The 13,477-nt window shown below is 72.0% G+C and carries 11 protein-coding genes; 5 read left to right on the top strand and 6 right to left on the bottom strand.

What is annotated here, in order from left to right:
* Nucleotides 1-236: 236 nt before the first annotated feature.
* From MY520_RS05415 to MY520_RS05405, 3 genes are all read right to left on the bottom strand, one after another.
* A complete protein-coding gene (locus MY520_RS05415; RefSeq protein WP_436690855.1) occupies nucleotides 237-1,697 on the bottom strand; it encodes an aldehyde dehydrogenase in 1,461 nt (486 codons plus the stop codon).
* A 66-nt stretch (nucleotides 1,698-1,763) separates the two neighbouring features.
* On the bottom strand, nucleotides 1,764-2,207 hold the full coding sequence (locus tag MY520_RS05410; protein ID WP_436690852.1) for a nuclear transport factor 2 family protein: 444 nt from the start codon (nucleotides 2,205-2,207) through the stop codon (nucleotides 1,764-1,766).
* An 11-nt stretch (nucleotides 2,208-2,218) separates the two neighbouring features.
* Complete coding sequence (locus tag MY520_RS05405) at nucleotides 2,219-3,340, bottom strand: NDMA-dependent alcohol dehydrogenase (RefSeq protein WP_436690850.1); 1,122 nt, start codon at nucleotides 3,338-3,340, stop codon at nucleotides 2,219-2,221.
* A gap of 352 nt (nucleotides 3,341-3,692) precedes the next feature.
* Between MY520_RS05405 and MY520_RS05400 the strand changes: the two genes are divergently transcribed.
* The 3 genes from MY520_RS05400 (at nucleotide 3,693) to MY520_RS05390 (ending at nucleotide 8,199) form a co-directional block, all read left to right on the top strand.
* Entirely contained in the window at nucleotides 3,693-4,634 is a 942-nt protein-coding gene (locus tag MY520_RS05400) for an alpha/beta hydrolase (RefSeq protein ID WP_436690848.1), read from the top strand.
* A 74-nt stretch (nucleotides 4,635-4,708) separates the two neighbouring features.
* Entirely contained in the window at nucleotides 4,709-6,370 is a 1,662-nt protein-coding gene (locus MY520_RS05395; RefSeq protein WP_436690846.1) for a flavin-containing monooxygenase, read from the top strand.
* Between the two features lie 185 nt (nucleotides 6,371-6,555).
* Nucleotides 6,556-8,199, top strand: coding sequence for a flavin-containing monooxygenase (locus MY520_RS05390; RefSeq protein ID WP_436690844.1), 1,644 nt, complete (start codon nucleotides 6,556-6,558; stop codon nucleotides 8,197-8,199).
* 42 nt (nucleotides 8,200-8,241) lie between these two features.
* Here MY520_RS05390 and MY520_RS05385 read toward each other — a convergent pair whose 3' ends face one another.
* From MY520_RS05385 to MY520_RS05375, 3 genes are read right to left on the bottom strand one after another with little or no spacing between them, the layout of a single operon-like run.
* A complete protein-coding gene (locus tag MY520_RS05385) occupies nucleotides 8,242-9,069 on the bottom strand; it encodes a mycofactocin-coupled SDR family oxidoreductase (RefSeq protein ID WP_436690842.1) in 828 nt (275 codons plus the stop codon).
* 28 nt (nucleotides 9,070-9,097) lie between these two features.
* Entirely contained in the window at nucleotides 9,098-10,144 is a 1,047-nt protein-coding gene (locus MY520_RS05380; protein ID WP_436690840.1) for an LLM class flavin-dependent oxidoreductase, read from the bottom strand.
* Nucleotides 10,145-10,177: 33 nt separating this feature from the next.
* Nucleotides 10,178-11,311, bottom strand: a complete 1,134-nt coding sequence (locus MY520_RS05375) for an acyl-CoA dehydrogenase family protein (RefSeq protein WP_436690838.1) — start codon at nucleotides 11,309-11,311, stop codon at nucleotides 10,178-10,180.
* 143 nt (nucleotides 11,312-11,454) lie between these two features.
* Between MY520_RS05375 and MY520_RS05370 the strand changes: the two genes are divergently transcribed.
* Nucleotides 11,455-12,639 carry a thiolase family protein gene (locus tag MY520_RS05370; RefSeq protein ID WP_436690836.1) on the top strand — a complete coding sequence of 395 codons (1,185 nt, stop codon included), beginning with the start codon at nucleotides 11,455-11,457 and terminating at the stop codon, nucleotides 12,637-12,639.
* Between the two features lie 2 nt (nucleotides 12,640-12,641).
* Complete coding sequence (locus tag MY520_RS05365; RefSeq protein ID WP_436690834.1) at nucleotides 12,642-13,409, top strand: SDR family NAD(P)-dependent oxidoreductase; 768 nt, start codon at nucleotides 12,642-12,644, stop codon at nucleotides 13,407-13,409.
* The last annotated feature ends 68 nt before the right edge of the window (nucleotides 13,410-13,477 follow it).

Raw genomic sequence — 13,477 nt, 5'->3', positions numbered from 1 at the left:
CTTGTAATGATGCGAAGGGTTGGGCGGACTGTAACGGCGCTCACAAAAGCTGTCCAGACCCGTCCCGCGGGCGTCCCGGCGGTGGAGTCGGCCCCGGACGCACCGCGGCTCCGGTCCCCTGGCGGGGGCCGGAGCCGCGCTACTCATCAGGGGGCGGCCCCGTCCAGAGGCTCACCGTGGCCCCGTCCCGGGTCCCGCCCTGAGCGTGCGAAGGGCGGGGAGGACGGGGTCCTTCTTCAGATGCCCTGGATCATCTTCGTCTCGAGGAAGGCGCTGATCCCCTCGGGACCGCCCTCCCGGCCCAGGCCCGACTGCTTGAAGCCGCCGAAGGGCTGGGTGACGCACATGCCCCAGTCGTTGACGTAGATCTGGCCGGTGCGGACCCGCCGGGCGACGGACTCACCGAGCTCCCGGTCGGCGCTGAACACCGCTCCGGACAGCCCGTACTGCGAGTCGTTGGCGATGCGGACGGCGTCGTCGACGGTGTCGTACGGGATCACCACGATGACCGGGCCGAAGATCTCCTCCTGCGCGATCCGCATGGAGTTGTCGACGTCGGCGAACAGCGTGGGCTGCACGTACCAGCCGGTGTCCAGGCCCTCGGGCCGGCCGCCGCCGGTGACCAGGCGCGCGCCCTCCTCGAGCCCGGTCCGGATGTAGCCCTCGACCCGGTCCCGCTGGCGTTCGGCGGCCAGCGGGCCGAGCACGGTGCCCTCCTCGCGGGGGTCCCCGACCTTGACCGACTCCATGATCGCCTTGACGCCCTCGACGACCTCCTCCTGCCGGTCGCGCGGGACGACCAGCCGGGTGAGCGCGGCGCAGACCTGACCGGAGTTGCCGATGCCGGCGAAGGTCACCGTCTGGACCACCGAGGCGACGTCGGCGTCGGGCAGCACGATGGCCGCCGACTTGCCGCCGAGCTCCAGGGTCACCCGGGCGATCCGCTCGCCGCACAGCTGCATGACCCGCCGGCCGGCCGCCGTCGAACCGGTGAAGGACACCTTGTCGACGTCGGGGTGCTTGACGAGGTACTCGCCGACCTCCCGGCCGCCGGGCAGCACGCTGACCACGCCGTCGGGCAGGCCCGCGGCCTCCAGCGCCTCGGCCAGGATCATCACCGAGACCGGGCCCTCGGGTGCGGGCTTGAGCACCACCGTGCAGCCCGCGGCGAGCGCCGGTGCGATCTTCAGCGACGCCGTGGCGACCGGGCCGTTCCACGGGATGATGACCGCCGCCACGCCGATCGGCTCGCGCACGATCGTGGCGGTGCCGCCGCCGGGCAGGTCCCGCCGCTCCTCCAGGGTGATCGTGCCGGCGAGGGTGGCCGCGTCGTCCCAGATCGCCGAGGCGTTGGCGTGGAACGCGGTGCTGATCATCGCCGGGGCGCCGATCTCCGCGGTGAACGACGCCTCCATCTCCGGGATGCGGCGGCCCACCTCCTCGCCGACCCGGCGGAGGGCCGCGGCCCGCTCGGCCGGCGTCATCCGCGGCCACGGCCCCTCGTCGAAGGCCTTCCGGGCCGCCGCGACGGCGGCGTCCATGTCGGCCGGCCCGGCCGCCGGCACCGTGGCCACGACCTCCTCGGTGATCGGCGAGACCACCTCGATGACCTCGTCGGTGGCCGGCGGCACCCAGCGACCGCCGATGAACAGCTTGTCGAACGAGCGCACGCCGGCGCGCTCCTGTACCGCGGTCATGCCGGTCCTCCCAGGGACGGACGGGTAGAAATGGCCATTTCTGCCCTCGGGGTCGGGGTGGTGGGCTCAGGCATCGAAGCCCTCCAGCTCGGGCGGGGTGAGTGCGGAGATCCGGCGCTCGGCGATCCGCCAGCCGTCGGCGGTGCGCCGGTAGACGTCCTCGTTCAGGGCGATCGCCTTGAACGCGGCGCCGGACTTGGTGTGGCCCTCGGAGAACACGTAGTTCGTGCCGCGGGCCGTCGTCCCGTCCGCGTCGAGGTCGACGACGTGGTTGGTGATGATGTGGAACTGGTCGGCGATCGCGGCGGCGTCCCGCTCGAAGAAGCCGAGGATCGCCGCCCGTCCCTCGAGCCGCTCGAGGCCCACCGGGCTGGCGTCCCACACGGCGTCGTCGGTGAAGGCCGACAACGCCTCCTGCGGGTCGAAGCGGTCCAGCCCGCGGGCGTAGAGGTGGGTCACCCGCTGGATCTCGAGGACGTCGGCGGTGCGGTCGGTGTGGGTCAGGGTCACGGTCGCCGTCCTCAGTTGTCGTAGACGATGACGCCGCGGATGTTGCGACCCTCGCGGAGGTCGGCGAACGCCTCGTTGATGTCCTCGAGCTTGTAGGTCTTGGAGATCAGCTCGTCGAGCTTGAACTGCCCGTTCTTGTACATCTCCGCGATGAGCGGGATGTCGTTCCGGGAGTTGGTCGTGCCGTAGAGCGAGCCCTGCAGCCGCTTGCCCGACATCGCGAAGCTGAACAGGTCGAACTGGATGTCGCGCTGCATGACCGGCGCCGCCGACGTCAGCACGATGACCCCGCCGCGGCGGGTCAGCTGGTTGGCCTGCTCGACGATGTCCCCGCGGGCGACGTCCACGGTGATGATCACCCGGTCGGCACCCTGGCCGTTGGTCATGCGCTCGACCAGTTGCGCGGCCTCCTCGAAGGACGCGACGGGGTGGGTCGCGCCGAACTCCTTGGCCTTCTCGCGCTTGAAGGGCACGGGGTCGACGGTGATGATGTTCTTCGCCCCGCGGTGGACCGCCCCCTGGACGGCGTTCATGCCCACGCCGCCGGTGCCGAAGACGACGACGGTGTCGCCCAGCTGCATGTCGGCGGCGTAGACCGACGAGCCCCAGCCGGTCGGGACGCCGCAGCCGATGAGGGACGCCGGCATCAGCGGGATCTCGGGGTCGATCTTGACCACCGCGTCGACGGGGACGGTGACATAGGGGGCGAAGGTGCCCAGGTAGCTCATCGCGCCGACGCCCTTGCCGCGGGCGTGGATGCGGTGCGTGCCGTCGGGGGCGAAGCCCGCCAGGACCCCGGAGCCGAGCTCGCACATGTTGGCCTTGCCGGCGACGCACATGCGGCACTTGCCGCAGGAGGGCAGGAACGACAGGACGACGTGGTCGCCCTCCTGCAGGTCCGACACCTCGGGCCCGACCTCGGTGACCACCCCGGCGCCCTCGTGGCCGCCGAGGATCGGGGCCCAGGGCAGCGGGATGTCGCCGGTGTCCAGGTGGTCGTCGCTGTGACAGATGCCCGACGAGGTCAGCTTGACCATGACCTCCCGCCGCTTCGGCGGGTCCAGCTCGATCTCCTCGACGCTCCAGCCGGAGTTGGTCCCCGGCTCCCACAGCAGTGCTCCCACGGTCTTCACGTGCGGCTCCTCGTATCGGGTGGACGGGCGCGGCGAGGCGCCCGGGACGTGGTCGGGGCGCCGGCGAGGAGGAGAGAGGCGGCCGGCGAGCCCGGACAGGAGTGACCCTAGCCACAATCCTGCGCAGGGATCCAGAGTCCCTGCGCATGTTTCTGCGACGTGCCCGGACGCCGGCCGAGGGGCTTGTCGGGGCGCCGGAGCGGGTGCAGGCTGCGGGGCACCCCACCCCGCCCGCGCTCTGGAGCGGTGTCGGAGGCCCCTTGTAAGAGGCGCATGGTGCGCCTAGTTTGTGGTCCACATCACAGCCGATGCGGCCGCGGAGCCGCTCGGCGTCCCGGCGGAAGGCGGACCCATGGCGTTGGACGAGGCGACGACGGCGTTGCTCACCCAGCTCGCCGAGAGCGGCACCAAGCCCTTGCACGAGATGACCCCGGAGGAGGCGCGCGGGCTCACCGCGGCGCTCGGCGAGATGTACGGCCCCGGTCCCGAGATGCACCGGGCCGAGATGACCAGCGCGCCCGCGGCCGACGGGTACGCGATCCCGCTGCACGTCCTCGTACCGACCGAGCGGCCCCGCGGCGTGATCGTGTACTACCACGGCGGCGGCTGGGTCATCGGCGCGCTGCCGGAGTTCGAGACGCTGGGCCGCACGCTCGCCGACCGCACCGGGTGCGCGGTCGTCCTCGTCGACTACCGCATGGCGCCGGAGAACCCCTACCCCGCGGCCGCCGACGACTCCTGGGCGGCCCTGCAGTGGGTCGACGCCCACCTCCAGGAGATCGCCGGCGCGCGGGTGCCGCTCGTCGTCGCCGGGGACAGCGCCGGCGGGAACCTCGCGGCGATCATGGCGCTGAAGGCGCGGGACGCGGCCGGGCCCGAGCTGGCGCTGCAGCTGCTGGTCTACCCCGTGACCAACTGCGACCTCGACAACGAGTCCTACCGCGACCCGGCCAACCAGCTGCTGCTCAGCCGCGAGTCGATGGTGTGGTTCTGGGACCTCTACGCCCCCGAGCACGCCATGCGGCAGAACCCGGACGCCTGCCCCTCGAAGGCCGCCGACCTCTCCGGTCTGCCGCCGGCGGTCGTGCTGCTCGCCGAGCACGACGTGCTGCGCCAGGAGGGCGAGGAGTACGCCGACGCCCTCGCCGCGGCCGGCGTCCCCGTGCAGACCCGCGTCCTCGAGGGGCAGATGCACGGGTTCTTCACGATGGTCAACGTCCTCCCCGGGAGCGCCACCGGGATCGCGTACGTCGCCGAGGCCGTCGACCGGCAGCTCACCGCCCAGCCCGCCTGATCCCGCGCCCACTCCCCCGTCGCGAGGCCCGCCCGGGCCGCGCGACGGGGTCTCCCCGAGAGGAACCAGAGCACATGACAGAGACGCAACAACGGCCGTCGCCGACGGGCCTCCCCGAGGTCGACGTCGTCGTCGTCGGCGCGGGGCTGTCCGGCCTCTACCTGCTGCACAAGCTGCGCGGCCAGGGCCTGCGGGTCCGGGTCTTCGAGAAGGGCGACGGCGTCGGCGGCACGTGGTTCTGGAACCGCTACCCCGGCGCCCGCGTCGACGTGAAGAGCATGGACTACAGCTTCTCCTTCGACTCCGAGCTGGAGCAGGAGTGGGAGTGGACGGAGAAGTACCCGCCGCAGGACGAGCTGCTCCGCTACATCAACCACGTCGCCGACCGCTTCGACCTGCGCCGCGACATCTCGCTCAACACGAAGGTGACCGAGGCCGTCTTCGACGAGGACGTCGAGCGCTGGCACGTGCGCACCGACCAGGGCGACCAGCTCTCCGCCCAGTTCGTGATCATGGCGACCGGCTGCCTGTCGGCGTCCAAGGTGCCCGAGGTGCCGGGGCTCGACCTCTTCCGGGGCCGCTGGTTCCACACCGGGCACTGGCCGAAGGAGGGCGTGGACTTCACCGGCCGGCGGGTCGGCGTCATCGGCACCGGCTCCTCCGGCGTCCAGGCCATCCCGCTCATCGCCGAGCAGGCCGGCCAGCTGACGGTCTTCCAGCGGACGCCGAACTTCGTGCTCCCGGCGCGCAACCACGCGATCGACCCCGAGCACCAGCGCTCGGTCAAGGCGCGCTACGCCGAGGTGCGCCAAGCCGCCCGGGAGTCCGGGTTCGGCATCGCCGTCCCGACGCCCGAGAAGTCGGCCCTGGAGGTCTCCGAGGAGGAGCGCGAGGCCAAGTACCACGACATCTGGTACGACGAGGACAACAACCTGGTCGACCTGATGGTCAGCTACAACGACATGATCACGAACAAGGCGGCCAACGACACCGCCGCCCAGTTCGTGCGCGACCGGATCGCCGAGATCGTCCAGGACCCGGAGACCGCCGCGGCGCTCCAGCCGCACGACCACCCGATCGGCACCAAGCGGCCCTGCCTCGGGACGAACTACTACGAGACGTACAACCTGCCGCACGTGCGGCTGGTCAACGTGCGGAAGACGCCGATCGTGGAGATCACGCACCGGGGGCTGCGCACCACCCAGGAGGAGTTCGAGTTCGACGACCTGGTGTTCGCCACCGGGTTCGACGCGATGACCGGCGCCCTGACCGCGATCGACATCCGCGGTCGCGGCGACGTGGCGCTGGCCGACAAGTGGCACGCCGGCCCGCGCACCTACCTGGGCATCCAGGTCGCGGGGTTCCCGAACCTGTTCACCATCACCGGTCCGGGCAGCCCGTCGGTCCTCTCCAACATGATCACCTCGATCGAGCAGCACGTGGAGTGGGTCACCGACGCCATCGCCTCGATGCGGGAGAAGGGCATAGCGACGATGGAGGCCACCGTGGAGGCCGAGGACGCCTGGACGGCGCACGTCGACGAGGTGGGGCACATGACGCTCTACCCGACCGCCGACTCCTGGTACATGGGGTCGAACGTGCCCGGCAAGCCGCGGGTGTTCATGCCCTACATCGGCGGCGTGGGCAACTACCGGCAGAAGTGCGACGACGTCGCCGCGAAGGGCTACGAGGGCTTCGTCCTCACCGGCCCGCGGGTGCCGGTCGGCGCCGGCTGAGCGGCCGCCGGGGTGGGGCGCCGTCGCGGCGGCGCCCCACCCCGGCGTCTTGACCCCCGTCCGACCTGCCTCCTAGCTTGTGTGACCTGGGCCACACGGCCCGCGCACCACCCCGCTCGCTCACCCTCGGTCCCGGTGGCCGGCTCTCCCCCCGCCGGGACCACCACGCCGAGGAGGACTTCCCCGTGACGCAGACGCTCCCCGAGACCTCGCCCACCGGTGCCGCTGTACGCACCGTCGACGCGGTCGTGATCGGTGCCGGCTTCTCCGGCATGTACATGCTGCACCGGCTGCGCCAGCAGGGGCTGACCGTCCAGGTGTTCGAGCTCGCCGACGGCGTGGGCGGGACGTGGCACTGGAACCGCTACCCCGGCGCCCGCTGCGACGTGCGGAGCATGGAGTACTCCTACTCGTTCGACCCGGACCTGGAGCAGGAGTGGCAGTGGTCGGAGAAGTACCCGACCCAGCCGGAGATCCTCCGCTACGCCAACCACGTGGCCGACCGCTACGACCTGCGGCGGGACATCCAGTTCGAGACCCGCGTCGAGTCGACCGTCTGGGACGACGAGGCGGAGCGCTGGACGGTGCGCACCGACCGCGGTGAGGTGCTGTCGGCGAAGTTCGTCGTGCACGCCTCCGGCTGCCTGTCGATCTACAAGACGCCGGAGATCCCGGGCCTGGAGAGCTTCTCCGGGCCCTGGTACCACACCGCCCGCTGGCCCCGGGAGGGCGTGGACTTCTCCGGGCAGCGGGTGGGGATCATCGGCACCGGCTCCTCGGCCATCCAGAGCATCCCAGTGATCGCCGCCCAGGCCGCGGACCTCACCGTCTTCCAGCGGACACCGAACTTCGCCGTCCCGGCGCACAACCACGAGTTCCCGCCCGGCTACCAGGAGGAGATGAAGGCGCACTACCCGGAGTTCCGGCAGGACGCGAGGACCTCGATGCTCGGCATCCCGCACCCGCCGGCCGAGAAGGGCGCGCTGGAGGACGACCCCGAGGCCCGCCGCCGCCGGTACGAGAAGGCGTGGCACGACAAGGACAACACGCTGGTCGACCTGATGGCCGCCTACACCGACATGCTCACGGACAAGGAGGCCAACGACACCGCGGCGGAGTTCGTCCGGGAACGTATCCGGGAGATCGTCAAGGACCCCGAGACCGCCGAGGCGCTGTGTCCCAAGGACTACCCGATCGGCACCAAGCGGATCTGCGTGCACACCGACTACTACGAGACCTACAACCGGGACAACGTGCACCTGGTCGACCTGCGGAAGACCCCGCTGGTCGAGATCACGCGCGACGGCGTCCGGACCACCGAGCAGGAGTTCCGGTTCGACGCGCTCGTGCTGGCCACCGGCTTCGACGCGCAGACCGGCGCCCTGACGTCGATGGACATCCGGGGCCGCGCCGGCCTGCAGCTCAAGGAGCACTGGGACGAGGGACCGCGCAGTTACCTGGGCATCGCGGTCGCGAACTTCCCCAACATGTTCATCATCACCGGCCCGCAGAGCCCGTCGGTGCTGTCGAACATGATGGTGTCGATAGAGCAGCACGTGGAGTGGGTCTCTGACGCCATCCAGTACGTGCAGGAGCACGACCTACGCACCATCGAGGCCACCCCCGAGGCCGAGGAGAGCTGGGTCGAGCACAACGCCGAGGTCGGCAACTCGACGCTGTTCCCGACCGCCAACTCCTGGTACATGGGCTCCAACGTCGAGGGCAAGCCCCGGGTGTTCATGCCCTACATCGGTGGCGTCGGCCCGTACCGGGAGCGCTGCGACGAGGTGGCCGCCAAGGACTACGAGGGGTTCGTCCTCGCCGGCTGAGCGGGCGGGTGGGGTGGGGCCGGACCCCACCCCACCCGCCGCTCAGATCAGCAGCGTCCCCATGTCGACCGGCAGCGCGGTGCCGGTGACGAACTTCGCCTGGTCGGACAGGAGGAAGAGGACGGCGTCGGAGATGTCGCCGGGCTGCACCAGCCCGTGCTCCATCACGTTCGCCATCCAGCCGGGTGGGGCGTCGGCCTGCAGGTCCTTGGTGAAGAACTCGTTGTTGATCATCGGGGTGTCCACGCCGGCCGGGACGACGGTGTTGACCCGGATCCCGTACTTGCCCAGGGCCATGGCGTAGTTGCGCATCAGGGCCAGCACGCCGGACTTGGCCGCGCCGTAGGCCATGTGGCCGGGGTTGAGCATCTCCAGCTTGTAGGCGACGCCGCGGAAGCTCGACGTCGACCCGGTGATGCAGATGGCCCCGCCGCGCCCGCGCTCGACCATGCCGGGGGTCACCGCGCGCAGGGTGAAGAAGACGCCGGAGAGGTTGGTGGCGATGGTGTCGTGCCAGGCGCTCATGCGCTGGGCGTGCGGGCCGGTCGAGGGCAGGATGCCGGCGTTGGCGCACACCAGGTCGATGCCGCCGAACCGCTCCTCGACCTGGGCGACGGCGGCGCTCACCTGTTCCTCGTCGCGCACGTCGCCGGTGATGCCGAGGAACTCCCGGCCGTGGTCGCGCACCAGCTTCTCGGTCTCGGCCAGGTCCTCCGGCGTCGACATCGCGTACTGCACCGAGTCGAACTGGCGGGTGACGTCGATGACCGCGACGTCGGCGCCCTCGGCGGCCAGCCGCACGGCGTGCGACCGGCCCTGACCGCGGGCTCCTCCGGTGACGAAGGCGACCTTGCCCTCGAAACGTCCCATGTCTCCTCCTGTCGGATCGCTCGTGCGCTCAGACCGCGCCGGTGGGCACGGGCTCGGGTTGCGGGGTGGGCAGGGCCCGGATCGCCGGGACCACCCCCTTGCCCAGCCGCTCGATCGCGGCGATGGTCTCCGCGGCGCTCATCGACGGCCACTGCGGGCGCAGCAGCAGCGGGTCGACCGGGAACCGGGTGCACAGCTCGGTCAGCTGCGCGATGACCTCCTCGTCCGTGCCGAGCACGGCGTGCTGGGTGACCGAGGCGATGAAGTCGGCGTCGAGGTCGGCCGCGCTGCCGGCATGACTCATGCCCTTCTGGGCGTAGCTCAGGTACTTCCCCTTGGAGACCCGGGCGTACTCGACGATCGCCTCCTCCCGGGAGCCGGCGACCAGCACGTTGCGGCGCACCGGCTGCGGGCCGAACGGCTTGCCCCGGGCGGCGAACCCCTCCCGCACGGCGGCGAAGCGCTCCTCGATCTCGTCGAAGGTGGCCTCCGGGGTGACCGGGAAGGCGTCGCCGAGCCGGCCGGCCCGGCGGGCGCCGGCGACGCTCTGCGCGCCGACCCAGATCGGCGGGTGCGGCGACTGCACCGGCTTGAGGTGCGGGCGGACGCCCTCGAGCTGCCAGAAGCGGCCGGAGTGGGTGACCTCGTCCTGCGTCCACAGCTTCACCAGCAGCTCGAGGATCTCGTCGGTGCGGGCGGCCCGTTCCTTGAACGGGATCCCCAGGTACTCGAACTCCTCGGGCCGGTACCCGATGCCGGCGCCGAAGACCAGCCGGCCCTCGGTGACCACGTCGAGGGTCGCCAGCTCCTCGGCCAGCAGCACCGGGTGGTACAGCGGCGCGATCATGATCTGGGTGGCCAGCCGGGTCTGCGGGTCGCAGTCGGCGGCCAGCCGCGCCAGCAGGGGCACCGGCTGCAGCCAGCGCAGCTCCCCGTAGAGGAAGTGCTGGCCGATCGCGATGTAGGTCATCCCGTTGCGCTGCGCGGCGTCGACGATGCGGCGCACGTCGTCGAACTGCTGGGCGGGGCTGACCGAGCTGGGGACGTCGGAGAGCAGCATGCCGACGGCGACCATGGCGGTCCTCTCTGTCGGGTGGGGAGCCGCGGATCAGCCGCGGGCCGGACGGGTCAGGGTCTTGGCGAGCTGGCCGAGCAGCACCTCGTTGCCGCCCTCGTAGATGCGCATGGGCCGGGCGTTGCGGTACAGCCGTTCGATCGTGGAGCCGGTGACGACGCCGAAGCGGCCCATCATCTGCACGCAGCGGTCGGTGACCCGGCCGGCGGTCTCGGTGGCCGCGACCTTCGCCATCGACGACCAGTGCAGCGCCCCGAGCGGGTCGGCGGCGGCGCGGGTGGCGGCGGAGTAGGTCAGCAGCCGGGCCTGCTCGATCTCCGTCCAGCAGGTGCCGAGCATCTGCGGGATGGGGCCGAGCCGGGCCAGCGTGCTGCCGAACTGCTCGCGGGAGATGGTGTGCGCGACCGCCTCGTCCAGCGCCGCCTGGGCGACGCCCACCGCGGAGCCGGCCACGGACACCCGGAAGGTGGCGAGGGTCTGCAGCACCAGGGGGAAGGCCTGCCCGGGCTGCCCGACCCGCGAGTCGAGCGGCACGCGGACGCCGTCGAAGCGGACGTCGCCGATGATGTGCGGCGCGATCAGGTCGGGACCGGACTGCACGTGCACGCCCGGGGTGTCGGCCGGCACGAACACCAGCGAGAAGCCGCTCTCCTCCTTGGCCAGGACGGTGAAGAAGGCCGCCGCCGGCGCGTTGGTGATGAACGACTTGTGCCCGTCGAGCACCAGCTCGCCCTCCCGCTCCACGACCGTGGTGGTGATCGAGCGCAGGTCGGAGCCGACGGCGGGCTCGGTGAGGCACAGGGCGGCGATCGCCTCGAGCGCGACCACCCGCGGCAGCCACTCCTGCTGCACCCGCGGAGCGGCCGCGACCGACAGGGCATAGCTGCCGATGCCCTGCATCGCGAACAGCGAGTCCAGGTGCGCCGACACACCCCCGAAGGCCTCGCGGACGACGGTCACCGCCAGGGAGTCGACCTGCTCGGTGGCGCCACCGTGCGCCGCGGGCACGGTGATCGCGGCCAGTCCGCTCTCCTGCAGCGCCTCGCGCATCACCGGGTCGACGTCGGTGGCGGCGTCGGCCTCCGTGGCCCGCCAGCGCACCTTGCCGGCCACCTCGCGGGCCTGCTGCAGCAGGTCGCGGTGGGCGTCGGGCAGCTCGAAGGTCATGGGGGTCCTCCCGGGTGCGCCCCGGCGCCGTCGCTCGGGGATCGACCGGCACGGAGACCGGGCCGTCTGCCCTATCCATGTTATTGGTGTTCATGGTTATTGTGTCAACGCCCACACTCGCCAGCCGAGAGGACGGCCCCCTGATGCCCTCCGCCGTGATCGTCGACGCCGTCCGCAGTCCCATGGGCCGCGGCAAGGCCGGGGGCGCCCTGTCCGGCGTCCACCCGGTCGACCTCCTCGCCCAGGTGCTGCAGGCCCTCGCCGGCCGCAACGACCTCGACCCCGCCGTCGTCGACGACGTGCTGGTCGGCTGCGTCGGCCAGAACGGGGAGCAGTCGGCCACCCCCGGCCGGCAGGCGGTGCTGGCCGCGGGCTGGCCGGAGACGGTGCCCTCGGTGACGATCGAGCGCAAGTGCGGCTCGGGGCAGCAGGCCCTCGACTTCGCCGTCCAGGGGATCGTCGCCGGCGCCTACGACGTGGTCGTCGCCGCCGGGGTGGAGTCGATGAGCCGGGTGCCGATGGGCTCGGCCCGTGGCGCCGCCGACCCGCACGGCCCGCAGGTCCTCGCCCGCTACTCCCCCGGCCTGGTGCCGCAGGGCATCTCCGCGGAGCTGGTCGCGGAGAAGTGGGGGCTGACCCGCGAGCAGCTCGACTCCTACGCCGCCCGGTCGCACGCCCGCGCGGCCGAGGCGGTGGGCGCGTTCGAGCGCGAGCTGGCCCCGATCACCACCCCCGACGGGACGGTGACCGCCGACGAGACGATCCGCGCGGGCACCACCCCGGAGAAGCTCGCCGGGCTCAGGCCCGCCTTCGCCGGCAGCCCGAACGCCGTCCGCTTCCCCGAGCTCGAGTGGAAGATCACCGCTGGCAACTCCTCCCAGCTCACCGACGGCGCGGCCGCGCTGCTGGTCATGAGCGAGGAGCGGGCCGCCGCGCTGGGGCTGACCCCGCGCGCCCGCGTCGCGGCCACCGCCGTCACCGGTGACGACCCGCTGCTGATGCTCACCGGGCCGATCCCGGCCACCCACAAGCTGCTGGCCCGCTCCGGGTTCTCCATCGACGACATGGCGGCGGTCGAGGTGAACGAGGCCTTCGCCTCGGTCCCACTGGCCTGGCAGGCCGAGTTCGGGGTGGACGACGCCCGGCTCAACCCGCGCGGGGGCGCCATCGCCCTCGGCCACCCGCTCGGCGCCTCCGGCGTCCGGCTGGCCACCACGATGCTCGGCTTCCTCGAGGACACCGGGCAGCGCTACGGCCTGCAGACCATGTGCGAGGCCGGCGGCATGGCCAACGCCATGGTGATCGAGAACCTCTCCGCGAAGGGCTGAACATGGACGTCACAGCAGGGTCCGCGGTCGTCACCGGCGGGGCCTCCGGCCTCGGGCTGGCCACCGCCCGCCGTCTGGTCGAGAAGGGGGTACCGACCGTCCTGGTCGACCTGCCCACCTCCGCCGGTGCCGACGTCGCCGCCGAGCTGGGCGGGAAGACCCGCTTCGTCGCCGCCGACGTCACCGAGCCCGACGCCGTGGCCGCCGCGGTGGCCGCCGCCGACGAGCTGGCCCCGCTGCGCACGCTCGTGCACTGCGCCGGCCGGGGCGGGGCGATGCGGGTGGTCGACAAGGAGGGCAACCCCGGCTCGCTGGAGTTCTACGAGTCGATCGTCCGGGTCAACCTGATCGGCACGTTCAACGTGCTCAGCCAGGCCGCGGCGCGGATGGCGGCGCACGACCCGGTGGACGGCGAGGAGCGCGGCGTCTGCGTGCTCACCGCGTCGGTCGCCGCCTGGGAGGGGCAGATCGGCCAGCTCCCCTACGCGTCGTCCAAGGCCGGCATCGTCGGGCTCACCCTGGTCGCCGCCCGGGACCTGTCCAGCCGGCAGATCCGGGTCGCCACGATCGCGCCCGGCACCTTCGACACCCCGATCCTGGCCCGGCTCCCGCAGAACGTCCGCGACTCCCTCGGCCAGATGACGCCGCACCCGCGGCGGCTGGGCCGGCCCGACGAGTTCGCCCGGATGGCCCTGGCGATCATCGACAACCCGATGGTCAACGGCGAGACGATCCGGCTGGACGGCGCGATCCGGATGCAGCCCAAGTGAGCGGGCATCGCAGCGAGCGCCGGCGAGCGAGGAGCGGAGCGACCGTGGCGCGGAGCGCCAGGGTGACG

Source organism: Geodermatophilus sp. CPCC 205506 (assembly GCF_051383635.1).
Taxonomy (GTDB): Bacteria; Actinomycetota; Actinomycetes; order Mycobacteriales; family Geodermatophilaceae; genus Geodermatophilus.
The sequence above is the reverse complement of the archived record's forward strand: the minus strand, read 5'-3'. Positions and strand labels throughout refer to the sequence as shown.